The following is a 23665-nucleotide window of genomic DNA, read 5'->3' on the forward strand; positions in this document are numbered from 1 at the left end:
CGGCGCTGCGAGGTTCGCGATCCACGCCACGGAGGGCAGATCCTCAAAGTAGGACGTACTCAACGACTCGCCACGCCTGGTCGTGCTGGCCCGAGCAGGCGCGGCGTCAGCGCGGCGAGGCGCGTCAGCGGAATCGACCGGCCGTTCCACGTGCTGTCAGCGCAGCGCGGGTCGGCGTCGGTCCGGTCGACTCCGCACTGATCGGAGTCGCGTCGGTTGATCCGCCAGCGCCGTCGAGATGGCAGATGACGGCAGATGACGGCCAGCCTCACCGAGTCCGTCACGACGAGCGTCAGCTCACCTGCCACCACCTGGAAGACCGTGCCCACGGCGGGTACGTCGGCATCACGTGCTGGACAAAGGCATCCACCACGCCTACATCAAGCCACGAACGCTGCGGCTCAACGGCAAGGTGGAGAGATCCCACCGCATCGACGCCGAGGAGTTCTACCGGATGCTCGACGGTGTCGTCATCGACGACGCCCAAGTCTTCAACGACAAGCTCCGCGAATGGGAGGACTACTACAACTACCATCGCCCCCACGGCGGCCTCGGCGGCCAAACCCCCTACGAACGCCTCAAGCAAAAGACCACGACCCAGGCGTAAACGATCACCGTCGGTTGCACACGGCCGCCGGCAGATGTCTAGTCCCACCACCTGCTTGACGAATCCGTCCCAGCACATGCACGACAGTCGGCCTTGGTTCCTCGGTCGTCCTGGTTACAGTCGGTGACATCTGAGCGCCTGCGCGCGCACTCAAACTCAGGCAGAGAACGAACCAATGCCGCCAAGACGCCATGCACGAGGGGAAGGCCGCCCAGCTCGCTGATCCCGATCCATGCGATGTCGTCATGCTCGTCAGGTGCACGGTTGGTCGGAGAGCCAACCCAGTCTCCAATTTGCCAGACGCCCACGTGAACGGCGTCCTCACCACTGCCGGCATGCAAGACGCCCAGCCGTGAAGCGGACTCGGCCACAATGTGGACACCGAGCTCCTCGTGCATCTCACGCGCGAGGGCTTGTAGTTCCGACTCACCCGCTTCGACCTGCCCCCCGGGCAGATCCCAGACATCTGGGTATACCCGTTTGGTCGGCCTGCGGTGTACTACAGCGGTTGAAAGTCTGGGGTCTGTTTCGGTCATAGTGGTTCCGGTTCCAGGCTGAGTCCGGTCTGGGCGAGGAACCCGGGGATCAGGTCCGGTCGGTACTGAATGCGCTTGAGTCGGTTGCGGATGATCGCGGCGAGGTGGTCCACGCCGTCGACGGCCAGGTTGCCCAGGCTGGACTTCACCGTTGACCACAGGCCCTCGACCGGGTTGAGGTCGGGTGCGTACGCGGGTAGCTGGACCACGGTCAGCCACCGGTGGCGGGCGGCGATGAGCTGGCGCATCAGTGCGCTGGTGTGGGTGTTGACCCCGTCCCAGATCAGGATGATCGGGGCGTGGAGCTGGCGGTGCGCGGCGGTGACCAGGGTGGCGTAGTCGTCCTCGGACAGGCTGCGGCGTTCGCCTTTGCGTCCGCGGTGGACGCGGAGGCGGTAGAAGACGTGGCCGCGCTGGCCGGGCTTGTAGGAGATCAGTCCGGCGATCGAGACCCGACCCGAGCCCTTGCCGTTGACCCGCACGGTGGGGCGTCTCCCGAGCGCCGGGGGCCGGCCGCCGCCTCGAGGGCGGCGACCCGGTCGGGGTGACCGTGGAAGCGTCGCCAGCCGTAGACCACGAGCGCCAGGGTCACCACCCCGGAGACCATGTGGCTGACCCCGGCCCAGAGCCCCGGGCAGCCAGGTCTACGAGGGCAGCGCCCACCATCGCGGCTGCTTCGGCGACCACACCCACGGCAGGCCCGCCAGCGTGTTGGCCAGGGTGATCACGAACAAGCAGACCGCTCTGGTCAGCGTCCGCACGCCATGGGCCACCTTCACCAGCGCACGGCGCTTGAAGCTGTGCACGCGCTCGGCCGCCCAGGGGTGGTGCTTGGCCAGCGTCGCCATCCCCAGCGCGAGCAGGAGCAGGCCCGGCCCGGGGAGGGGGAACAACAGTGCGCCGGCGACCAGCTGCACCCAGCCCAGCGCGGTGAACACGGTGCGCTGGCTGAACGGGCGACCCGGGCGGGCGGAGGACCGTGGGTCCGGCACCAGCGCGAGCTCGACCGGCCGGCCGGGGGCGGCGGCCGGCGTGCGGAACGGCGGCCCACCGGGGATCTCCCGGTGGGCCGCCTGATTCTCCGTCATGGGATCCGTCAGTGACGCGACATCAGTCGACGTCGGTGCCGGGCAGGGCTGCGCCCGGGACGTCCTTCGGCAGGTAGATCTTGGAGTCGCCCGGGTAGGGCAGGTCCCAGTTGTGGGCGCCGTACCACGTGTACCGGTTCATCAGCGCCGGGTTCGCGTAGTCGGCCTGCGCCCACTTGCCGGTGAGGCGCTGCTTGGACACCCACTTGTCCCACTCCTCCGAGTAGGAGACGAAGTTCGCCGGCACCGGGCCCTGGAGGGCGGCCGCGTTGGCGCCGGTCGGCGTGTCGAGGCCGCACGCGGGCGCGGTGTTGATGTTCTCGGTCAGCGAGATGTTGTTGGCCTTCGCGGTGTACGGCGTGAAGTCGGCCTTGGGCGTGAAGGCGTCGTACATCGGGGTGGCCGCGGCGACCTTCTGGTTCAGCGGCTCCGCGCCCAGGATCTGCTCGATGGTGCGGACCATGTTGATCTGGGAGTAGTAGGTCGAGACCGTCTTGCCGTGGACGGCGTAGGGGCTGATGACCTGGATCGGGGCCCGGTGGCCGTCGACGTGGTCAGGGCCGGCCTGGCTGTCGTCCTCGACCACGAAGATCGCGGAGTCCTTCCAGTACGGGCTGTGCGAGATCGTCTCGACGATCTTGCCCAGGGCCAGGTCGCCACCGGCGACGTTCGACCGCTGCGAGACCGGACCACCGGTGTGGTCGTCGGAGAGCCACACCATGTTGAACTCGGCCGGACCGTTCTTCTCGAAGTCCTGCTTCCAGATCTGGTACCGGTACAGGTCCGGGATCTGCATGTCGAACGGCGGTGCCTCCGGGACGGTGATGTCGTTGAGCGACGGGATCGGGGAGCCGTAGTCGCCCTTGAGTGCGGGGCTGGTCAGCTGCGCCGGGTCGCCGCCGGCCTCGACGGACTGGTTGGCGCAGTAGTACTGCTGCCAGGTCGAGCCGGCCGGCTTGCCGCTCGAGGAGTAGACGAACTCGCCGAAGTTCTTGGCGGTGTGGCCGGCGTCCTGGACGGCGGTCCACAGGAAGCCCGAGCGCTGGTGGCCCAGCACATCCTCCTGCGTGTCGTAGCTGCGGACGTACTCGCCGGCGCTGGACTCGGTGTACTCCGGGTTGTCACCCTGCATGATCCAGTTGTGACCCTCGGCGGAGTTGGTGCCGACGTCGTAGGTGTTGTCGTAGAGACCGAACTGGCGCGAAAGCGCGTGGATGTTGGGCGTGACCTGCTCGCCGAACTGTGCCAGCGACGGGTCGCCGTTGCCCTCGGGCATGTCGCCGTGGACCTGGTCGTAGGTGCGGTTCTCCTTGACCAGCATGAAGACGTGCTTGATCGTGGAGTGGTCACCGATGCGCCGGGGCACGGGGCGGGGCGCCACGTTGCTGCCCGGGACGGCGCGCTTGACGTCGCTGTCCGCGCCGCCCCAGCCGTTCTGCTTGAAGACCTGCGGGGTGTAGGTGTCCCTGATCTCGCTGTCGGAGGGGAGGGTGAAGCGGGTCAGCGAGGCGGTCGTGGCGTGGGTGCCGTGGCCGGTCGCCGGGGTGGTGCCGAAGCCCTGGTTGTAGGTGATGGCCGGGCCCCGGGCGTCGATGCCGCGGCGGTTGGCCACGACGATCTGGTCGTCGACCGCGAAGACGTCCTCGGGGTAGTAGTCGGTCGGGACGAGGCCGACGTAGCTGACCGGGTCGAGCGCGCTCTCGCCGAGCTTGTAGACGGCGATCGCGTTGACGCGGCCGAGGCTGACGAGCAGACGGCCGTTGTACACGGCGATCGCGTCGGGCTCGTAGCCGACCTCCGAGCTCTGCCAGGGCTTGGTCTCGATCGTCTGGACGACCTTGTCCGTGGTGGTGTCGACCACCGAGATGGTGTCGTCGTTGGTGTTGGCCACGTAGAGCGCGCTGCCCTCGAGGTGCATGTCGGTCGGGTGGAGACCGACCTCGATCTGGCCGATGGGCGCCGCGGCGTTGGCCGTGTCGATGACGCTGAGGACACCGGTGGTCGAGGTGCCGAGCACCGGGTCCGCCGGGACGTTGGTGCCGTAGGACTTGATGGTGTCCTCACCCGGCTGGGCCAGGCGGCCGCCCTCGTCGCTGACGTAGAGCTTGGTGCCGACGAACTTCAGCTGACGCGGCGCGATGCCGACGGGGTAGGTCGCCTTGATGGTGCCGGCAACCGGGTCGATCGTGACCACCGAGTTCTGGCCGTTGACGGCGGCGTACAGCGTGCTGCCGTCGGGCGAGAACGTCATGCCGGCGGTGAGCGCCTGACGGGTGGGGCCGGTCAGGTTGGGGATGGCGATCTTGGTGCCGGCCGCCAGGGTGCCGTCGGCGTTGACCGGGAACCGGGTGATGCCGGTCGCGTTCGGCATGAAGAGGAACTTGCCGTCGGGGGAGTAGAGGGGGCTCTCCTGGCCGACGGTGTTGTCGGACGGACGCAGGTTGGCGCCCGAGGCGGTGCCCGCGCGGAAGATCAGGTGGTAGGTCTCCAGGTCGAAGATCTGCAGCGAGATCGACCGGTCGTTGGCGGTCGCGGCCAGGAAGCGGCCGTCGGGGCTGATCGTGGAGCCCATGAACTTGCCGTAGTTGGTCACGAGCCGCTCGCCGAGCGGCTTGATGATCTGGTTGGAGGAGACCTGCAGGCCGTCGGTGTACTCCTCGCCGACCAGATTCTCACCGAAACCCATGGTGGAACCGTAGGCAACACCACCCGTAATGACCGCGAGGGCCACGCCGCCGGCCACGAGGCCGGTGGGCAACGAGCGCAGGAGGCGACGACGAGGCCGCTTCACGACGCGGTTGCGCCTTACATTCATCTGCATTCCCTTCACTTTGTAGTTGCCAGCAGGTCAACGACTCCGTCGAACTGCCACAGCGGGTTCGGTCGGTCACCCAGGGGGGTGGCGACCTGGAAGAACCCGTTGACCTGGATTGGCCCGTCGCCGTCGGCGACGTACCGTCCGTCCGCGGTCACCTCGAGCTGATAGATCGCGTCGGCGGTCGCGGTCGCACCAGGGAGGGTCCACGTCACGACGCAGCGCCAGTCGGCGCCCGGACCGTGGTCCTCGACGCGCTCCCCGGCCTTGTCGCACTTGGCCGTGGCGTGGAGCTGCTCCTCGGTGACCGCCTGCCGGTTGAGCTGCTCGGTCTGCAGGACGTACAGGTGCGAGAACGACGTCGCCAGCGAGGCCTCGAGCTTGGGCCGCTCGATGCCCGTGCCGGTGGCACCCGTGGTCACGGCGACGACCACGGTCGTGACCGCGGCCAGGCCCGCCAGCGGGGCCAGACCCGCGACCAGGAAGCGGCGGCCCATGCCGTCGTAGGCCAGGTCGGTGAAGTCGCGACGCACGAAGAGCCGGTAGGCGAGGTAGGTGGCCAGCGCCGTCCAGGCCAGGCTGACGGCGAGCCCGATCCACAGCGACCCGAGCTGACCTGGGGCCATGAAGAGGCCGCGGTAGGTAATGAAGGCGTTCATCGGCGTCGCCACCCGGAGCGCCACCGGGACCGGCATCAGCTGGACACCTTCGAGGATGAGCGCGATGACCACCGGCATCAGTAGGCCCAGCGGGGAGCGCCCCAGCGCGACCGACCCGAGCAGGCCGACCGCGGAGAAGGCGAGCGTGGGCGGGACGATGGTCAGCCAGCCGAGGAGGACCGTCCGGGTGAGCTCACCGGAGTCCATGATGTGCCCGTCCAGTCCCGGCATCGGCTGGGTGCCGAGCGCCAGCAGGCCGCCGGCCAGCGACGACACGAGGAGTGCGGCGAGAAGCGCCAGGGTGACGGTGAGCGCGGCCATCGCCTTGGACACGAAGATCCGGCGCGGCGAGCGCACCGCGACCATCAGGTGCCGCCACGTGCCGAGCCGGTCCTCGACGGCGAAGACGTCACCGGCCACGAGACAGGTGAGCAGGGGCAGCACCAACGTGCCCATGAAGACGAGGATGACCAGGGAGCCCGCCCAGCCGGACTGGTTCATCCAGCGGCCGTAGACCGCGTCGGCGGGAAGGGAGGTCTGCTGGCTGATCACCGCCGTGTAGATGGCCGGGGCGAGCAGGCACGCCAGGAAGACCAGCCGGACGCGCCACTGCGAGACCAGCTTGACCAGCTCGAACGTGTAGCAGCGGCTCAGCGCCACGGGCTGTGGCTGCGTGCGGACGGGGGCATCGACGATGGCCGCGGTCATCGGGAGGTCTCCTGGAGGTCGGGGGTGGAGGCAGGGCTGATGTCGGCGTCTGGGCCGGGGTCGGTGTCGGCGTCGGCGCCGGTGAGCGCCAGGAAAGCGGCCTCCAGAGGGGGCACGACGGGGCCGAGCTCGCGGACCGCGATGCCCGCGCCGACGAGCCGGGCGACCAGGTCGTCGAGGGCCGGCTCCGGGCCCCGCACGACGACCGACTGGTCGTCGTACTGCGACTGCGACTTCCGGCCCGCGACCTGGCTCAGGCCCGGGATGTCGTCGGCGAGCCGGCGTGCGCCGTCGGCGTCGGTCGTGACGAGCCGGTAGTCGAGCTCGCCGCTCTCCGTGGCCAGCTTGTGCACCGGGCCCGAGAAGACGACCCGGCCGGTGGACAGCAGGGTGACGTCGTCACAGAGCGCCGCGAGGTCGTCCATGCGGTGGCTGGAGAGGACCACGGTGCCGCCGGCCTCGGCGAGGTCGGTGAGGACCTGGTGGACCTGTCGCTTGCCGGCGGGGTCGAGGCCGTTGGCCGGTTCGTCGAGGACCAGCAGACGCGGCTCGCCGAGCAGGGCGGCGGCCAGCCCGAGGCGCTGCCGCATGCCGAGCGAGAAGCCGCGGACGCTGTCACCCGCCACCTCGGTGAGCCCGACCCGGTCGAGCAGCTCGTCGACGTCGGCGGAGCGGCCGGCGCCGCTCCGCAGGGAGACCAGGGCCTTAAGGTTCTGGCGCGCCGTCAGCTCGGGATACAGACCGGGGCCGTCCACGAAGCCCGTGACGCCGCCGGGCACCGACAGGATGCGCCCGACCGGTGAGCCGAGGATCTCCAGTGAGCCGCCGTCGGCCACCGCCAGGCCCAGCAGCATGCCCAGGAGAGTGGTCTTGCCGGCGCCGTTGGGCCCGACGAGCCCGTGGATCTGCCCCTCGGGGAGGTCGAGATCGACCCCGTCGAGGGCGATGACGTCGCCGAAGGTCTTGGTGATGCCGCGCGCACGAACGGCAGCAGCTGGTTGCATCGGGGTTTCGTCCCATCTGGCCGCGAGCAGCCAAAAACAGTTGCCAACTCCAACTTCCTTCGACGGCGAAGCTAAGGAGGCCAGATGACCTGACCCGATCGATTTGCTGAACGTATTGCAAACGTCCAACCAAACGCCTACAGCGGTTGAATGGCCGGGGTCTGGTCTGGCTTGTCACATGTGATCAACCACTATGGACGTCTGGTCAGCTTGGATCTATGCCTGGGGTATGAGGTACGCCGATAGTGGTGGCCTGTCCGCTGCGGGACGGGCCAAGCGGGAGCAGGTACGGACGCAGGCCGCGCGGATGTTCGCCGTCGATGTGCCGGCGACGCAGGTCGCGGCCCGGCTACGGGTCTCGACGAAGTCGGTCTACCAGTGGCGGCGCCGCTGGCGCACGGGTGGAATGACAGCCCTGGCCTCGACCGGGCCCGGTGGAAACGTCTCCCGGCTCTCGCCCGACCAGCTGCTGCGGCTACAGGCCGAGTTGGACCTCGGCCCGGCGGCACACGGCTGGCGCGAGGACCAACGCTGGACCCTGGCCCGGGTCGCCACCCTGATCGGCCGACTGTTCCATGTCTCCTACACCCTCCGCGGCGTGTCCTATCTGCTGCACCGCATCGGCTACACCCCGCAGGTGCCCAAACATCGGGCGACCCCACGCGACGAGGACGCGATCGCCGCCTGGCGGGCCACCACCTGGGCGAAGGTACGAGGCTAGCGGCGGCGACCGGAGCGTGGATCGTCTTCGAGGACGAGGCCGGACAGACCCTCCGCCCGCCCAGGGCCCGCACCTGGGCCCGCAAGGGCCACGCACCCACCGTGCGGGTCAACGGCAAGGGCTCGGGTCGGGTCTCGATCGCCGGACTGATCTCCTACAAGCCCGGCCAGCGCGGCCACGTCTTCTACCGCCTCCGCGTCCACCGCGGACGCAAAGGCGAACGCCGCAGCCTGTCCGAGGACGACTACGCCACCCTGGTCACCGCCGCGCACCGCCAGCTCCACGCCCCGATCATCCTGATCTGGGACGGGGTCAACACCCACACCAGCGCACTGATGCGCCAGCTCATCGCCGCCCGCCACCGGTGGCTGACCGTGGTCCAGCTACCCGCGTACGCACCCGACCTCAACCCGGTCGAGGGCCTGTGGTCAACGGTGAAGTCCAGCCTGGGCAACCTGGCCGTCGACGGCGTGGACCACCTCGCCGCGATCATCCGCAACCGACTCAAGCGCATTCAGTACCGACCGGACCTGATCCCCGGGTTCCTCGCCCAGACCGGACTCAGCCTGGAACCGGAACCACTATGACCGAAACAGACCCCAGACTTTCAACCGCTGTAGCAGGACCGCGCCGTTTTCAACGAGTGCGCCTGTGACGACGACATGCATGACGGGATTAGAGCACAGCGATAGGACAAGCTCGCTCCAGCCAAAGGGGACACCCAGACGTCCGGATCTGCCGCAGAGCGAGCGTTGTCCTCCCGCTGGGGGGCTGTCTGGCGACTACGCGGCGTTGGACCACGAGCGGCTGGAAAGGACGAGGCGATAACCGTCCGGATCTTCGACCGTGATACCCCACCGATCCCAGTACGCGCCTTGGGAGACGCGCTTGCCGCCGGCCTGTTTAAGGCGGGCCACGAGCGCGTCGTCGATCGGTTCGGACAGATAGAGCACAAGGAGATCTTCGCTCGTCGGTGTCGGCTGCACGGGGAGGCTTAGGCCCCCAACCAGTTCCAGATGCCATGACGCCCCGCGCCAGCCCAGCATCAGCAGGTCATGTTCTCCGGGGCCGCCCGCAGCCCGGTAGAGCACCTCCAGTCCCAGCCCCTGCACATAGAAGCGTTCGACCGCCGCAAGGTCCCGGGTGGGCCGGGCGAGGCGAATACTTACGTTCGGGTCGATCATTCAGATAGCTCCGTCCAGACGATTGACGATCAGGCTGCAAGCTGAACCTTGCTTAAAGTCAAGACAGCTCATCTCGACGCGCCACCCCATGATCAAACATCCTCTCTTGCCGCCGACCGCGCGCTATGCAGCGTCACGACAACCGGGTCAAGCCGGCGCGCGGTCGTGCCGATGAGCCGTTGCCTGCCTCTCCGTCGCGGGTACGGCTGTCGCGGGTACGGCTTTGGCGAGAACCACTGCTCGTCAGCGGCGGAGCCAAAAGACATCCCGAAGGATCGCGTTGCCAACACGCTCGTCGGTGACCCAGGTCAAGCCCCTGCGCTCGAAGGGGATGCCGGAGCGGTAGAACAGCACCACGGCGGGCACGAGTGTCACGCAGCCGACTGCCCAGGCCCCCATGAAGACCGGTTGCGGCAGCGTGGGCGCAATCTGCGCTACGGAGATGATGCCCCAGACAACCACCGGAAGCAGGACAAGGTTGGCCGCGCGAGCCAACCAGACGGCGGTTCGGTACACCGCGCTCCGCCGGATGCCCAGCAGTGCATCATCCTCGATCGGCAGCATGCAGGCCATCGTAGAGCGACCATGCCACGTCGAGTCCTCTGCCGCACGAGGCGATCGGCTCCTCCCACGGCCCCTCGCAACTGGGCCCTCGCGCGTCCTCAACTGCCGCGATCCGCGCGCTACGCAGCGTCACGCCGAGCTGGCCCGGTTGCCGTCCGGACGTGCCGATGTGCGTGCACTGGTGCCGCCAGATCATGCTCGTAGTCGAAGCTGATAGGCCAGGGGGCAGCGATACCTCGGGCACGGTCGAAGGGCAGCCATCCTTGCTGGATGGTTGCCCTTCGACAGGCGTTCGGCTCCCCGAATACCTACCGAGGCGGGAAGAACGACGCTCAGCAAGTCACGGCATAACCTGGAGGCCTTGGCGCCAGGTGGGGTGTGTCGGGTGCCAGCCCAGTTCGCGCTTGGCCTTGGCGTTGGATGCGCCGCGCAGTTCGGTCATGAGTACGACGCCGGCCTGTCCGGCGGCCAGCCGTCCGATGAACCGCGGTACGCGCATCGGTTTCTTGGCGCCCAGCATCGCTGCCAGTTCCGGCAGCCATTCGGCGACCGGGGCGGGGTCGTCATCGACGATGTTGTAGACACCGCGGCCGCCGTTCTCTACCGCTGCGACCGTGGCCTCGGCGGCGTCGGCGATGTGGACGAACGACCACACCCCGCCGCCGTCGCCGACGACCGGGAACTTGCGGTTGCGGATCATCTCGAGCTGCTCGGAGCCTAGCGCCATGGAGGTGCCGGGTCCGTAGAACGCGCCGTAGCGCAGCACGATCCCTTCGGTCCAGGCGGCGCCCAGCACGGCCTTCTCCAAGTGCTCGATCGCGGCGATCATCGGGGCCATCTGGCCGATCGGTGAGCGATCCAGGGGGTCTTGTTCGTTCTTGACCGGCCCGCCGGTCCGGTTGTAGGTAAACGCGCCGTTGCTCTGGGCGACGAACCGTCGTACTCCTGTGGCGCGTGCGGCCGCGAGCAGGTTGTCGGTGCCCTCGATCCGCAGCCGGTCGGTGGCGGCGAAGCTGCGTTCGAAATGACGGGTGTCGATGTGCCCGATGGCGGTCAGCTGGTTAACGATCACCTCCGGGGCCGCCTGCCGCACGGCCGCCTCGACCTGGGCGCGATCCAGCGCATCGGCGATGACCGGTACCGCGCCCAGCTGTGATGCCCTGGCCTTGTTAGATTCGCTGCGGATCATGGCGAACACCTCGTGTCCCGCATCGACCAGACGCGGCACCAGTTCCTTGCCCATCGCTCCGGTCGCTCCTGCCACCAGCACTCTCATCGTCGGCTCCCTTGCTGTCCGGTTCGTATTTGTCACTTGAACCGGATGGCCTGCCGATTCCTGACAGGAGCCAAAGGTGATACACGTCCCATCATGAGCAGGGGCTCCCCATGGTTGGCCGCCGCCCATTGCTCGGTCGCGCGTTCGAGCTTGTCGGGGTTTGCCTGGGTACGGCAGGCAGTGATGCCCTCGGCGGTGACCTCCAGGCACATGATGGCGACGACCCGGCCTTCCACGACGGCCACAACGGCGGGTTCGCCATTGGCGGCCCAGGCGTATATCTCGGGCGAGCCGCCGACGATGGCGCGCTTGGCCTCGGCGGGCTTGAACATGGCCCACACGAACTTCGCGACCGCGACGGCTCCCTCGAACGCCTTGGTGCGTGCCGGAACCTTCCCTCCGCCGTCGCCGATGGAGATGGCGTCCTTGGTGAGCAGGCGTACGAGCTCATCGGTCTGGCCACTGGTGGTGGCCGCGAGGAACTCCTCGACGATCCGCTGGGCGGCGGCCTGGTCGATTTCGCTGCGGGCTTTGCCGTACGCGACATGCCTCTTGGCACGGTGAAAGATCTGCTGGCTGGCGGTCTCGGTGATGTCGAGGATCTCGGCGATCTCCCGGTGCGGGTAGTCGAAGGCTTCCCGCAGCACGTACACGGCCCGTTCGTTGGGGGACAGGCGCTCCATGAGGGTGAGGACCGCGTACGAGACCGATTCGCGCTGCTCAGCGGTGTCGGCCGGGCCGAGCATCGGGTCCCCCGCGAGCAGCGGCTCGGGGAGCCATCGGCCCACGTAGGTCTCGCGGCGTGCCCGCGTTTCGCTGCCGTCAGGGACACCCGCGGCTACGGCCTCGTGAGGCGCCCCGAGTTTGCCGGCACGACGGGCGGCGATGTGAACGACGGTGACGAAGATCAGGTGCGCAGATCTGCCGCGTTCCGCTCGCCCGTACGGAAGGTCATTCCGCTGCGCCCCGGCCGCGGCACTCAAGTCGGGGCGGACGTCTCGGTCACCGCGCGCTTGGCCGCCAAGGTCAAGACCGCGATCTCCTCGATCCCCGAGGACGCCTGGACCACGATCGAGTACACCGACGCCGTCTACGACGAACAGACCAGTCGTTTCTCCCGCTCGATGTCACATCCGCGGCCCGGCCGGTGTCTCCATGGCGTGACGACCTATCAACCCGTCGGCACAGCCACCGACACAGGAGGAGACATGGAGCACACGACCCGCATCCCCCCGGCCGAGATCACCGGCGTCAAGGGAGCGCTGATCAAGCGGATGATCGAGAAGAAACTGGGTAAGGTGCCGACGGCGGTGGGCGTCTACTGGCACAACCCCAAGGTGCTGTTCGCCAGCTTCGGCTTCGGCGGCAAGCTGCAGAAGTGGGACGCCTGCGACGAGCGCCTGAAGTCGTTCGCCCACATGGCGGTCGCGTCGCTAGTCGGCTGCACATGGTGCCTGGACTTCAACTACTTCGAGACCCGCAACAAGGGGCTCGACGTGGAGAAGGCGCGCGAGATCCCGCGGTGGCGGGAGGCGGACGTCTTCACTCCGCTGGAGAGGGACGTCCTGGAGTACGCCGAGGCGATGAGCCAGACACCGCCGACCGTGACCGACGAGCTGGTGGACCGGCTGCACGCCGAGCTGGGACCTCCCGCCGTGGTCGAGCTCACCTCGGTGATCGCATTCGCGAACATGAGCACGCGTGGCAACGTGGCGCTCGGCATCGAGTCCGACGGCTTCGCCGCCACGTGTGGCTTAAAGCCGCTGGCCGAGCGACCGGGAGTAGCGTCCGCGTCATGAGCGAGGACCCCTTCGTCGCCCACCGCAGCCTGCTGTTCACCGTTGCCTACGAGATGCTCGGCTCGGTCGCCGACGCCGAGGACGTGGTGCAGGAGACCTGGCTGCGGTGGGCAGCCTCGGTCGGGGCCGAACGCTGCGAGGTCCGGGACCCCCGGGCGTACCTCGTGCGGATCGTGACCCGGCTCTGCCTCAACCGGCTGCGCACGCTCGCGCGGCAGCGCGAGGAGTACGTGGGCGAGTGGCTGCCCGAGCCCGTGCTGACCAGCCCGGACGTCGCCGAGGACGTCGAGCTCGCGGAGAGCGTGTCGATCGCCATGCTGGCGGTACTCGAGACGCTGCTACCGACGGAGCGCGCGGTCTTCGTGCTCCGCGAGGTCTTCGACGTGCCGTACGACGAGATCGCCGAGGCGCTGGACAAGTCGCCGGCGGCGGTGCGCCAGATCGCGACGCGGGCCCGCAAGCACGTGGCGGCGCGCCGGCCGCGGATGTCGGTGAGCCGCACCGAGCAGGAGCGGGTGGTCGAGCGGTTCCTCGCCGCGTTGACCACCGGCGACGTGCCCGGCCTGCTCGAAGTGCTGGCTCCCGACGTGCTCGTCGTGGGCGACGGCGGCGGCCTGGCCCCGACAATCCCGAAGCCGGTCCGCGGGGCCGCGAAGCTCGCCCCGGTGATGGCCCGCTTTGCCGAGGTCGCGCCCGGCGCCAGGGCTTTCATCGTCGACCTCAACGGCGGCATCGCGGCGCGCATCGACCCCGGCGGCGAGACCGACACGGCCGTGTCGTTCGTCATCGAGGACGGCCGGATCACCCAGATCTACGCGATCCGCAACCCGCACAAGCTCGAGCGGCTGGGCGAGGTGGCCGAGCTTCGACGGTGAGTCCAGGCTTACGCATGCTCGCATCTGCCGCGATCCGCGCGCTACGCAGCGTCACGACGTGCCGACTCGGCCAGCATGCGCACATGCCGATGACCGGATGTGCCGTGCTGAGCGTCCTTCGAGATTGGACGGCGTCGTAAGGGTCTGCGCGGGGGCCGCCTGACGATTACGCTCTCCGCCGTGCTGAAGAACATGTCGTGGTTGAACGAGCCGCGTGACTGGTCACTGGAGGACGGCGTCCTCCGCGCAGTCACGGAACTGAGGACCGATTTCTGGCGCGAGACGTTCTACGGCTGGACCACCGACAACGGGCACTTCTTCTACCAGCCGACGACTGGTGACTTCACTGCCGAGGTCATCGTGTCTGCCACGCATACGACACGGTTCGACCAGGCCGGCATGATGATCCGAGCCGACGAGCGCAACTGGCTGAAGGCCGGCTTGGAGGTCACGTCGGACGCTGTGCAGATCAGCACGGTCTTCACACGTGATTTCTCAGACGTGTCGATGGCGCCGATCGCGGGGGTTCCCAGCGAGGTCTCGATGCGAGTCACCCGCTTCGGCGCCGCAGTGACCGTGCACTGCCGCAGCGGCGACGGTCCCTGGCAGTTGTTGCGCCTTGGTTATCTCGACCTTCCCGCCACTGTGGACGTCGGCATCATGTGCTGCTCGCCGGAGCGTGCCGGTCTGCGAGCTACATTCCGGGACCTTCGGATCGGGCCGCCGATCTCACGGGAAAACCTCGAGTAGTTCGGGCACGCTCGTGACGCGAGAAGCGAGATGGGCTTGTGCCCGTCGTCAACGTGGCCTCACGCCATACCCGTGAGCCAGCTTGCTACGGACGGTGGCCCTTGACCCGCAGCTGAGCATCCGCTCATGCCGATGTGCGGATGCACTGACCCGGAGCCGTCTGCGATGACGCGTACGATCGTGACGTGCGTTCTACGGGGACGGTTCGCGTCAGTGTACCTACGTGGGACATCGCGGTCCCGATGCGGCCGAGTCGGCTGGCGGGCACCACCATGGCGGGGTTCAGCGATCGGGCCAACAGCTTCGTCGACGTTGAGGTGGTGCCGCATCCGGCCGTCATGATGGTCTTCGACCTCGGCGACCGGGCTCTGGTCGTCGATGACGGCAATGGGCGGGAACAACGAGGGTGTGTCGTCGCCGGACTGGCGCCTAACCGCGCTCGAGGGCAGGGCCAGGCTGGCAGCTTCACGTGCCTTCAGGTGCGGATGTCGCCCGTGATCGCACACATGGTCCTAGGTGCTGCGTCGGAGCTGAGCGGGGCGGTACTCAACCTCGACGACCTCTGGGGAGGCGACGCCGTGCGGACCCAGGAGCGGCTGCGCGCCGCCAAGTCGTGGGAAGACCGGTTCGCGATCGTGGAGGTCGCGTTGGCCCGGCGTCACGGCGCGGGCCACGCGGTCGATCCGGAAGTCGCGTTCTGTTGGGGACGGATGGTGAACGGCCGGGGGCAGACACGGGTCGAGCGGTTGGCCGCTGAGGTCGGATGGAGCCGCAAACGGTTGTGGTCACGGTTCCGGTTGCAGATCGGCATCACCCCCAAGCGCGCCGCCCAGCTCATCCGGTTCGATCACGCGGCCCATCGCCTCGCCGCTGGTCACACCGCCGCCGCGGTGGCGGTGGATAGCGGTTACGCGGACCAGTCCCACCTTCATCGCGACGTCATGACCTTCACCGGGGTGACGCCTGGGGCGGTGGCGAGCGCGCCGTTCCTCGCCGTCGACGATGTCGCGTGGTCTGCCCGGCCGTGACGCAGCACTCGATCGGAGTCCGTGGCTGACGGCCCGGGAACATTCGTCCAATCCACCGGCGGGCCGTGGCTGTGACAGTGGGTTCATAGCGTCGTTGCACCGCGGAGGACACATGAGAAGCAAGGCTCCACTAGGTACCCGCATCCTCAGGGACACCCAGGACTGGGAGGCCCTGAGCGACGATCAGGTGATCACCGCGCGTGAGAAGACCAATCGGGCAGCATTGTCCCGTGCCGCCCGGATCGTCACTGGCTTGCCCGACCGCCGCGCGCACATCAAGGAGACCAGGATCGATCTTCCTGGCCGCCGCCTGATGCTGCGCGTACACCGACCGAAGGACGCAGGTCGGAAACTGCCGCTGATCGTGTCGTTTCATGGTGGAGGCTTCATCGCGGGGACCGCAACACAGAACGACTGGCTCAACAGCCACCTCGCGGTCCGGTGCCCCGCGGTGGTCGTATCGGTGGAGTACCGCCTCGCCCCGGAGCACCCGCTGCCCCAGCCGATCGAAGACGGCTTCGACACCCTCGTCCGGCTCGTCGAAGACGCCGCCGATTGGGGCGTCGATCCCGGCGCTGTCGCGGTCATGGGCGAGAGCGCCGGCGGCACGATCGCCGCGCTCATCGCCTTGCGCGCCGGCAAGGACGGCCCACCGCTCCTTGCCCAGGTGCTGAACTACCCCGTCACGGACTGGACCGAGACCATGACCGAGTACTCGTCGATTGACGAGAACGCCGACAATCCCACCCTGCCGCTGTCCCGGTTGCGCGCAGCCCGCAAGCTGAGCGTCCCACCGGGCCTCGACGCTCGCGGCGTGTCGCCCCTCACGTTCGACAGCCTCGCCGGGCTGCCATCGGCACTGGTCGTCACGGCCGCGCTGGATCCGCTGGCCGACCATGGACGCCGCTACGTCGAACGACTCCGCGAAGACGGCACCGACGCTCACCTGACCTGCTACCCGAGGGCCACCCACACCTTCCTGAGCATCCCCGGTCTGGTGCCGGCCGCCCGGCCAGCGCGACGCGAAATCCTCACCTTCCTGCGTAGCCATCTACACCCGGCTTCGCGAGGATGACCAACCCTTAGAGGTTGTCACGCCAGTAGCGGTAGGCCAGGCCTCGTGCCACCTCAATCGATCCTGCTGCGACGAGACAGGTAAGAAGATCATCCCCGGTCGGTGCGTCGACGTCGAAGGCAACGATCACTGGCGGTTCTTCACCGACGTGCCGACGCACCAGTGCGCGCTCGTCGAGGGTTGGCCCCGGAACCAGGAATCCCGGAACAGGGTCGGGCAGGCCAGGTAGCACCTCAACTACATCCTCGTGTTGGTTACGGCGATGTGCTGCCCGGCCTCGGCCGGCGCCGCGCAAGGGCCTAGGCCGCCGCCTCCGCCCGGATGCCGTTCAGCAGCAGGCGCAGGCCGTATGCGAATTGCTCGGCCGAGCCTGTTACCGGCAGTTCGGCACCCGGCGGGGCGCCTGGCAGCGTCGAGAACATCTCGCCGAGCTGGCGCCAGCGGGCGTCCGGCTCGCCGGCGGCGATGCTCATCGCGAGAGCCGCCGCGACGTACGCGATCAGGGCCTGTGTCGCTCGGACGACGTCGGCGGGCGAGAGCCCGGCCTCGGCGAGTGCGGCCGTCAGGGCGGCGGCGAGGCGGAGGCCGTTGTCCTGCAGGGGCGGACGGGCGGCGACGTGAGCGGCGATGCCGGGGTGCCGGAAGGCGGCCTCGCGCACCGCGGACAGGATGCCGCGTACCCGCTCGTCCCATGCGCCGGGGGGCACGGTGACGTCGGCGAGGGCGAGGTCGGCGACCGAGTCGAGCAGTGCGGTGCGGTCGGGAAAGTGCCGGTAGAGGGCCATCGGGTCGCAGCCGAGTTCGGCGGCGATACGTCGCATGGTCATCGCCTTGGGGCCCTCGGCATCGCCGACTCGAAGCGCCGCGGCGGTGATCAGCTCAGGGGTTAGGCGGCGTTGCACCCGCCTATCCTAACGCCTCGTCTACACCGTAGACAGCAGCGGTATCTCATGTCTACCATGTAGACATGAGCCCTACGCTTCTTCGCCTCGGCCGGATCACCGCCGTCGCCATCAGCGCCGGCACGCTTGCCTTCCTCGTGCCGAACTGGACCGCCGACAACCTCTTCCTCGTGCCCGACCTGCTGCTCTCCGCGACCCTGCTGGCGGCCGCCGCCCTGCCTGCGCGCCACGCGCGCACGGCGCTGCTAGCCGCATTCTGCTTCGCGGCCGGCGTGCTCATCACCGCCGTAGCGTCGTACGCGGTCCAGGGCCGGATCGGCATCGGCAGCCTGGTCGGGGCGGTCGCGGCCGTCGCCATGGGCGCGGCGTTCCTCCGCCTCCGGTCGTCGGCCGGCTCGCCGTGACCACCGCGCGCCGCCGCGTGGTCGTCGAACACGTCGGTGGCCCGGAGGTCCTGCGCGTCGTCACCGACGCCGCGCCGGAGCCGGGCCCCGGCCAAGTACGGCTGCGTGTGCTCGCGGCCGGGCTGGCGCGCGCCGACCTGCTCATGCGGGCCGGGTGCTATCCCGGCCCGGCGCCCCGGCCTCCGTTCGTCGCTGGCTGGGACGCGACGGGCATAGTTGACGCGTGCGGGCCCGGCGCGGAGCCGTCGTGGGCCGGTCGGCGCGCCCTCGCGCTGACCCTTACCGGCGGCCATGCCAGCCACGTCGTCGTGCCGGAGTCTGGACTGGTGGCGGTGCCCGACGGCGTCGATACGGCCGCGGCGGCATGCCTACCGCTCAACTACCTCACCGCCTACGAGATGCTGCATCACGCCGCGCGGGTGCGGCCCGGCGAGCGGGTGCTGGTACATGGAGCCGCCGGCGCCGTGGGCACGGCCGTGCTGGACGTCGGTCGGCTGCTCGGCGCGGAGACGTACGGCGTCGCGCGGCCCGCGGACCGGCGGCTCGTCCAATCGTTCGGTGCGTCGCATGTGGACCGCTCCGGGTGGGACCGGATGCGTGCCGACGTCGTGCTCGACCCTGTTGGCGGCGCCCACGTCCGGCGGTCGTTCCGGGCGCTGCGGCCCGGTGGGCGGCTGGTGGCCTACGGCTTCCTGGCCGACGGCGCGTCGCCGCTAGGCGGGCTCGCCCGGCGGCGGCTGTGGGACGCGCTACCCAACGGCCGTCGCGCGGCTTTCTACCGGCTCAGCGTCGCCGCGCGGAGGAATCCGCGTCGCCTCAACACCGCCACCGCAGCGCTCGTCGCGGCGCTGGCCGCTGGCCGGCTGCGCCCTGTGGTCGCCGCGTGCGTGCCACTAGACGCGACCGCGGAGGCCCATCGCCTGCTTGCGGCCGGCACCCTGCGCGGCAAGGTGCTGTTAGCCCCGTGACGGCAGACGGCCCTTGTTAACGGCGAACGCGACAGTGTTCCTCCACCTAGGGCGAGCAGCGGCGTGCCAGCCCAGCGATCGGTGATACATCGTCTCCGGGGGCATGCCGGTCATCGTCCGAGTGTCTCCCGCCGCATCGCATGGCGTGCTCATAGCCGCGCACAGAGAGCCAGTTGGTCACCTGGATCGCCCACTGATCTAGCAATCGGCATGCCTCTGCGCCCGTCGAGCAGTGCGACTCGACTGCATGCGAGCGAGTGGAACGTCCGCAACTGCCGCGATCCGATCGCTACGGGGCGTGGCAGCCCATCGCCGGCGATTCGGCCATGCCGCGATGCGCGCCCGTGTCGCGGACCGTGAAGGCTTCCGCGGCGCCCTCTGAGGATCATGTCGGGCATCAGGTGGGACGTGAGCGTCAAGCGTGTCCCGTGACAGGACACCGGCCTGCCGGCGATGTCGGGTCTCAGGACCTCCGTGACAGATCGGTCTCGGGACGTGGGTGACACGTCCGGCTAGGAAATCCTGGGTTTGCTGCTCGCCGTGATTATTCGAGGGGACGGTGTATGCGGTCAACGGTGTGATGCTGTCCGGGCGTTGCCCGTTGGACGGGGCCCGGGCTCGGACTCAGGTGAGGTCTTCGAGTTGCTGGACGACCGTCTCGATCGGTGCCGAGGTGTCGATCTCGACGGTGGCGGTGGCCCGCAGGCGGGGTTCGACGTCGGCGAGGTGCTGCAGGATGGCAGCGCGTTCCTCGGGCCGCTTGCCGTAGGGGTTGTTCGTGCGGGTGGCGATGCGGGCCAGCAGCACGTCGGCGGGGGCGCTGAGCAGGACGATGTGGTCGAACTGGGGATAGAACTTGCCTTGGTTGCTTTTGCAGCCGGCCACGAAGGCTGCCGGTGTGGTGACCGGCGAGCAGACCGGTCATGGCCGGCTCGCGCCAGATCCAGTCTGAGGATCCGTCCGGCAACCTCACCCAGTGGCTCCATTGGTCGGTGTCGGATTCGACGGTGCGGTGTCCTTGTGGGGCGAGGATTTGCAGCAGGGTCGACTTGCCGGTGCCCGACATCCCGGTGATCAAGACCTTCGCCATGCCGCGAGCCTAGGTGGCGACTACATCGATGTCGGGGGCGCCCGGGTCGTGGCGGTTCGGGTTTGCGGACCTTGAACCTGGCTACGTCCTTGGCAGTGGTGCGGGCGACTTCGGTGAGGAGTTGGTCGCCGTTGTGGACGCGGAAGGTGGTGTCGGCGGCTTCGACGGTGAGGGTGGATCCAGCGTGGGCGACGCCGACGTGGATGCGTTGACCGGCGATGACTAGGGCTCCGCGGCTGCTTACGCGGCGTTCGACCCGCAGCGGCTGGGACGCGGGCTGCGGTGGTGGTCCGGCGGGGCGGGCGTCGCGGATGTGGGCGGTCTCGGCCGTGGTGAGGGGGTCGGGCAGGCTGCGTAGCAGGACACCATCGGCGGTGATCTGCATGAGGCCGCGGTCGAGGCGGACGGTGACACGCCTGCCGGCGAAGTGGTAGCCGACGGGGTGTTGCCAGCCGGCGAGGCCGATCAGGCCGGTGGCGTTGACGAGCCGTTCGACCTCGATCGGGGCGCCGGCCTGGATGGGCCCGGTGGCGATCGGTGGTGGTCCGGCCGGGACGCCGTCGTCGGCGAGGAACTGGTGCAGGTGGCCGGGGGTGAGCCGGGACGGGACGGTCTTGAGTCGGACGCCGTCGCTGACTGATGGCCAAGGCTCGGGGATATTGCTGGTCTTTCACGGTATGGGGTGTGGGTGGGTAATCATCTGGCACCTGCGGTCGGCTGCCACATGATGCGTTCGTAGCAGACGAGGGCGGCGAGGACAGCGGTGATCACGCCGAAGGCGCCGAGGGCGGGCAGGCTCCGGGCGACGGGAAGCAGTGCGAGCATGATGCCGGCCGCGACGATTTGGGCGCGTGGGGTGTGTCCGACGGTGAAACGGAGGAACAGGCCCCGGCCGATGAGGTAGACGACCGGGCCGCCGAACAGGGCTGCTGTGGGGGTCCAATCCAGCGGCGCCCCGGCAGGATGCTGCGACGGGTGGTGGGCCAGGTGCTCGAGGACGAGTTCGATGCCCAGGGCCAGGTAGATGATCCCGGCGATGAGCGGGAAGTGGGCCAGGCTGTAGGCGTTGATGGCAGGCCGGACGCGGTCCTGGTCGGGGAGGCGCGCCAGGGCCTGTCCGGCCGGTGCGGCGGCGTTCTCGAAGTACAGCCACCACAGGGCCGTGGCAATGGCCACGGCGAGCAGTGCGGCGATCAGGACCGGCCAGCGGGTGACCGCCGATCCGGCGCCGGCGCCCACCGCGATCAGCGACTCGCCCAGGGCGATAATCAGTAACAGGCCATGCCGGTCGCACAGGTGGCTAGCACTGCGCAACCGAAATCGCTCTCTGCTGAACACCGAGACGCACGCGGTACCGAGGCAGTCGATGAGGAACGCTGCGGCCCACAACAGCGTTTGTGTGGCCCCGCCGAGCACCGCCCCGAGCAGCAGCGGAATCCAGCCCCCCGCGATTGGGATGGCATAGCGGAAGCCGGGCGCCGGGATTCGCGGGTTAACGACGGCCACGTGCCAATTGAGTAGGTAAAACACGGTCCGGATTACGATGTACGCCACCGCCACCGTCAGCGCTTCGGACACCGTCCACCTGCCGTGCCCCCACGCGTACGGGATGATCAAGCCGGCCACGAACATTGCGGCCATCACCACGACCAGCCCGGCGCGGACCAGGCCCACGTCGGCGCGGACCCGGTTGGCCAGCCAGGCGAAGGTAGTGAAGGGCCACCACAGCAGCATCAGGAACACCAGGCCCTGCACCAGGACGAGCGGCGTCGGCGACCCTGCCATGAACGTGGCCACGCGGATGAAGGCGAACGCGAACACCAGGTCGAAGAAGACCTCAAACGGGGTAGTGCGTTGGACCTCGCCAATCGGCACCGGTCGCCGAATCCCCAAGATATGCCCCATAGGCGCATCTTCCTACTCAACCGGCCGATACGGACCCGGACGCCTAATATGGTGCCAGTCCACCAGCGGTCCACAGCCGAGACGTTCCCAGCGGTTCGGGCGATCTCCGTCGTCGACGCACCGCCTGGACTTCCAGCACCACGCGATTCCGCTGCTCCGTCGCGGCAAACTCCACCAGCACACGGCGCACTGTCACGCAGGTTCTGCAATCAGACAGGCTGGCTGCCGGCGATGTCGGGTCTCCGGACGTCTGTGACAGATCAGTCTCGGGACGTGGGTGACACGTCCGGCTAGACGATCTTTTACGGCTCAGGCTACAAGTCCTGGCGAATGCCCTGGGTGGGGCTGGATTCCGACTGTTATGGAGCTGCTTGGTCAGGTGGTGCATCGGTTGGCGTGGGGTGGATGCCGAACTTTTCGATCATGAACCGCCCAGAACAGGGGGCGAGGAGCGCGGCCGGCTGGATCGGTCGGCAAGCCCTTCCAGGCCCTCGTCCTGATACCAGGCCAGCCAGCGGTGCACCGCTTGGCGGGAGACTCCGAACCGTTCGGCGACGTCCGTGACCGTGGATCCGGCAAGCACGTCGTGGACGGCTCGATACCGCTGTTCCATCACGCTCATCTCCACCACACTCGGCGGAGTGTCACGTAGGTCCTGATACCGATGCGTCATGCAGGTCCCGAGACTGGACACCGGGCTGCCGGCGATGTCGGGTCTCAGGACGTCCGTGACAGATCAGTCTCGGGACGTGGGTGACACGTCCGGCTAGGGCGTGTCCTGCCGATCTTGTAGTGGTTGATCGTTGACGATGTGCCGGTGGTGCGTCGTGGTGAGTTGACCGATGAAGCGTGGGCGGTGATCGCGCCGCTGCTGCCGGAGCCGGGCGGTGCGCGGGGGCGGTGGCGCGATCACCGTCAGGTCGTTAACGGGATCTTGTGGAAGCTGCGGACCGGTGCGCCGTGGCGTGACCTGCCCGAACGGTATGGGCCGTGGAAGACCTGCCATGAGCGGCTGCGGCGCTGGACGGCCGACGGGACGTGGGATCGGATCCTCGCGGCGGCACAGGTGCATGACGACGGGACACCGGTGCAGTGGACGATCAGCGTGGACTCGTCGATCGTGCGGGCGCACCAGCATGCCGCTGGCGCCCGCAAAAAGGGGGCTCCGCAACACGTGCGGCGACGCCTGGTACGCAAGATGGCGAGGCCATCGGCCGATCCCGCGGCGGGCTGAGCACGAAGATTCACCTCGCCGTCGACGGACGCGGCAGGCCGCTGTCGATCCTGCTCACTCCCGGCCAGGCCGGCGACAACCCTCAACTGTTGGCGTTGCTGGACGCGATCTGCGTCAACGAGCCCGGACCGGGTCGACCCCGCAAACGTCCCGAGGTGCTGATCGCGGACAAGGGCTACGCGCACGACTCGACCCGCCGAGCGTTGCGTCACCGCGGGATCCGGCACGTCATCCCCGAACGATCCGACCAGGTCGCCCGCCGCGCCGCCAAGGGCAGCAACGGCGGGCGGCCACCAGCCTTCGACAAGGCGATCTACCGCAAGCGCAACGTCGTGGAACGCTGCTTCAACCGGTTCAAGCAATGGCGTGACCTGGCCACCCGCTACGCCAAACGCGCATCTCTCTACCGCGCCAGCCTCGTCCTCATCGCCGCCATCATCTGGCTTCCATGATCGGCAGGACACGCCCTGGAC

The 23665-nt window shown here is 68.6% G+C and carries 26 protein-coding genes and 3 pseudogenes; 14 read left to right on the forward strand and 15 right to left on the reverse strand.

Annotated features, from left to right (window positions below):
• Positions 1-59 precede the first annotated feature (59 nt).
• A complete protein-coding gene (locus OG470_RS21330; protein ID WP_328414815.1) occupies positions 60-329 on the reverse strand; it encodes a hypothetical protein in 270 nt (89 codons plus the stop codon).
• 20 nt (positions 330-349) lie between these two features.
• Here OG470_RS21330 and OG470_RS21335 point away from each other — a divergent pair, with 20 nt between their 5' ends.
• Positions 350-607 (forward strand): integrase core domain-containing protein, encoded by a 258-nt coding sequence (locus OG470_RS21335; RefSeq protein ID WP_328414818.1) that lies wholly within the window; start codon positions 350-352, stop codon positions 605-607.
• Positions 608-645: 38 nt separating this feature from the next.
• Here OG470_RS21335 and OG470_RS21340 read toward each other — a convergent pair whose 3' ends face one another.
• From OG470_RS21340 to OG470_RS21365, 6 genes are all read right to left on the reverse strand, one after another.
• Entirely contained in the window at positions 646-1143 is a 498-nt protein-coding gene (locus OG470_RS21340; RefSeq protein ID WP_328414820.1) for an NUDIX domain-containing protein, read from the reverse strand.
• Entirely contained in the window at positions 1140-1625 is a 486-nt protein-coding gene (locus OG470_RS21345; RefSeq protein WP_328414822.1) for a transposase, read from the reverse strand. The genes OG470_RS21340 and OG470_RS21345 overlap by 4 nt, the downstream gene beginning before the upstream one ends.
• 162 nt (positions 1626-1787) lie before the next feature.
• Positions 1788-2231, reverse strand: coding sequence for a PGPGW domain-containing protein (locus OG470_RS21350; RefSeq protein ID WP_328414824.1), 444 nt, complete (start codon positions 2229-2231; stop codon positions 1788-1790).
• A gap of 22 nt (positions 2232-2253) precedes the next feature.
• Positions 2254-4917, reverse strand: coding sequence for a bifunctional YncE family protein/alkaline phosphatase family protein (locus OG470_RS21355; protein ID WP_328414825.1), 2664 nt, complete (start codon positions 4915-4917; stop codon positions 2254-2256).
• A 140-nt stretch (positions 4918-5057) separates the two neighbouring features.
• Positions 5058-6413, reverse strand: a complete 1356-nt coding sequence (locus tag OG470_RS21360; protein WP_328414826.1) for an ABC transporter permease — start codon at positions 6411-6413, stop codon at positions 5058-5060.
• A complete protein-coding gene (locus OG470_RS21365; protein ID WP_328414827.1) occupies positions 6410-7417 on the reverse strand; it encodes an ABC transporter ATP-binding protein in 1008 nt (335 codons plus the stop codon). Before OG470_RS21365 ends, OG470_RS21360 begins: the two co-directional genes overlap by 4 nt.
• Positions 7418-7646: 229 nt before the next feature.
• Here OG470_RS21365 and OG470_RS21370 point away from each other — a divergent pair, with 229 nt between their 5' ends.
• Positions 7647-8138: a winged helix-turn-helix domain-containing protein gene (locus OG470_RS21370; RefSeq protein ID WP_328414828.1), complete on the forward strand. Its 492-nt coding sequence runs from the start codon at positions 7647-7649 to the stop codon at positions 8136-8138.
• Positions 8139-8158: 20 nt separating this feature from the next.
• Positions 8159-8725 carry a transposase gene (locus tag OG470_RS21375; RefSeq protein WP_328426516.1) on the forward strand — a complete coding sequence of 189 codons (567 nt, stop codon included), beginning with the start codon at positions 8159-8161 and terminating at the stop codon, positions 8723-8725.
• A 195-nt stretch (positions 8726-8920) separates the two neighbouring features.
• Here the strand turns inward: OG470_RS21375 and OG470_RS21380 are convergent, their stop codons facing one another.
• The 4 genes and pseudogenes from OG470_RS21380 to OG470_RS21395 form a co-directional block, all read right to left on the reverse strand.
• Positions 8921-9322, reverse strand: a complete 402-nt coding sequence (locus OG470_RS21380) for a VOC family protein (protein ID WP_328414830.1) — start codon at positions 9320-9322, stop codon at positions 8921-8923.
• A 243-nt stretch (positions 9323-9565) separates the two neighbouring features.
• Positions 9566-9886 (reverse strand): hypothetical protein, encoded by a 321-nt coding sequence (locus tag OG470_RS21385; protein WP_328414832.1) that lies wholly within the window; start codon positions 9884-9886, stop codon positions 9566-9568.
• A gap of 340 nt (positions 9887-10226) precedes the next feature.
• Positions 10227-11162, reverse strand: coding sequence for an NAD-dependent epimerase/dehydratase family protein (locus OG470_RS21390; RefSeq protein ID WP_328414834.1), 936 nt, complete (start codon positions 11160-11162; stop codon positions 10227-10229).
• Between the two features lie 32 nt (positions 11163-11194).
• Positions 11195-11980: pseudogene (locus tag OG470_RS21395) on the reverse strand (sigma factor-like helix-turn-helix DNA-binding protein); the annotation flags it as partial.
• Between the two features lie 168 nt (positions 11981-12148).
• Between OG470_RS21395 and OG470_RS37300 the strand changes: the two are divergent.
• The 6 genes and pseudogenes from OG470_RS37300 to OG470_RS21420 form a co-directional block, all read left to right on the forward strand.
• A pseudogene (locus OG470_RS37300) lies at positions 12149-12310 on the forward strand (IS1380 family transposase); the annotation flags it as partial.
• 126 nt (positions 12311-12436) lie between these two features.
• Entirely contained in the window at positions 12437-12961 is a 525-nt protein-coding gene (locus tag OG470_RS21400) for a carboxymuconolactone decarboxylase family protein (RefSeq protein WP_328426518.1), read from the forward strand.
• Complete coding sequence (locus OG470_RS21405) at positions 12958-13836, forward strand: RNA polymerase sigma-70 factor (protein WP_328414836.1); 879 nt, start codon at positions 12958-12960, stop codon at positions 13834-13836. Before OG470_RS21400 ends, OG470_RS21405 begins: the two co-directional genes overlap by 4 nt.
• Positions 13837-14016: 180 nt before the next feature.
• Complete coding sequence (locus OG470_RS21410) at positions 14017-14586, forward strand: DUF1349 domain-containing protein (RefSeq protein WP_328414838.1); 570 nt, start codon at positions 14017-14019, stop codon at positions 14584-14586.
• A 272-nt stretch (positions 14587-14858) separates the two neighbouring features.
• The gene (locus OG470_RS21415) at positions 14859-15614 is read left to right on the forward strand and encodes a helix-turn-helix domain-containing protein (protein WP_328414839.1); all 756 of its coding nucleotides are present in this window, start codon (positions 14859-14861) and stop codon (positions 15612-15614) included.
• A 112-nt stretch (positions 15615-15726) separates the two neighbouring features.
• Entirely contained in the window at positions 15727-16689 is a 963-nt protein-coding gene (locus OG470_RS21420) for an alpha/beta hydrolase (protein WP_328414841.1), read from the forward strand.
• 299 nt (positions 16690-16988) lie between these two features.
• Here the strand turns inward: OG470_RS21420 and OG470_RS21425 are convergent, their stop codons facing one another.
• Entirely contained in the window at positions 16989-17591 is a 603-nt protein-coding gene (locus tag OG470_RS21425; protein ID WP_328414843.1) for a TetR/AcrR family transcriptional regulator, read from the reverse strand.
• A 65-nt stretch (positions 17592-17656) separates the two neighbouring features.
• Between OG470_RS21425 and OG470_RS21430 the strand changes: the two genes are divergently transcribed.
• Positions 17657-17995 carry a hypothetical protein gene (locus OG470_RS21430; protein WP_328414845.1) on the forward strand — a complete coding sequence of 113 codons (339 nt, stop codon included), beginning with the start codon at positions 17657-17659 and terminating at the stop codon, positions 17993-17995.
• A complete protein-coding gene (locus tag OG470_RS21435) occupies positions 17992-18963 on the forward strand; it encodes a zinc-binding dehydrogenase (RefSeq protein ID WP_328414847.1) in 972 nt (323 codons plus the stop codon). The genes OG470_RS21430 and OG470_RS21435 overlap by 4 nt, the downstream gene beginning before the upstream one ends.
• A gap of 624 nt (positions 18964-19587) precedes the next feature.
• Here the strand turns inward: OG470_RS21435 and OG470_RS21440 are convergent.
• Entirely contained in the window at positions 19588-19848 is a 261-nt protein-coding gene (locus OG470_RS21440; RefSeq protein WP_328414849.1) for a hypothetical protein, read from the reverse strand.
• A gap of 233 nt (positions 19849-20081) precedes the next feature.
• Between OG470_RS21440 and OG470_RS21445 the strand changes: the two genes are divergently transcribed.
• A complete protein-coding gene (locus OG470_RS21445; RefSeq protein WP_328414851.1) occupies positions 20082-20279 on the forward strand; it encodes a hypothetical protein in 198 nt (65 codons plus the stop codon).
• 219 nt (positions 20280-20498) lie between these two features.
• Positions 20499-20693, forward strand: a complete 195-nt coding sequence (locus OG470_RS21450; RefSeq protein WP_328414852.1) for a hypothetical protein — start codon at positions 20499-20501, stop codon at positions 20691-20693.
• Positions 20694-20749: 56 nt separating this feature from the next.
• On the opposite strand, the gene OG470_RS21455 is transcribed toward OG470_RS21450, so the two are convergent.
• Both OG470_RS21455 and OG470_RS21460 read right to left on the reverse strand, forming a co-directional pair.
• Positions 20750-21928 carry a low temperature requirement protein A gene (locus tag OG470_RS21455; RefSeq protein WP_328414854.1) on the reverse strand — a complete coding sequence of 393 codons (1179 nt, stop codon included), beginning with the start codon at positions 21926-21928 and terminating at the stop codon, positions 20750-20752.
• 472 nt (positions 21929-22400) lie between these two features.
• Positions 22401-22631 (reverse strand): annotated as a pseudogene (locus OG470_RS21460) (helix-turn-helix domain-containing protein); the annotation flags it as partial.
• Between the two features lie 147 nt (positions 22632-22778).
• Here OG470_RS21460 and OG470_RS21465 point away from each other — a divergent pair.
• Positions 22779-23644, forward strand: a protein-coding gene (locus OG470_RS21465; protein ID WP_328426520.1) for an IS5 family transposase whose coding sequence is annotated in 2 segments (ribosomal slippage) — positions 22779-23112 and positions 23112-23644 — 867 coding nt in all. Because the reading frame shifts where the segments join, the coding sequence is not laid out codon by codon here.
• Positions 23645-23665: the final 21 nt, after the last annotated feature.

The sequence above is a fragment of the Micromonospora sp. NBC_00389 genome, from assembly GCF_036059255.1.
Classification (GTDB): Bacteria; Actinomycetota; Actinomycetes; order Mycobacteriales; family Micromonosporaceae; genus Micromonospora.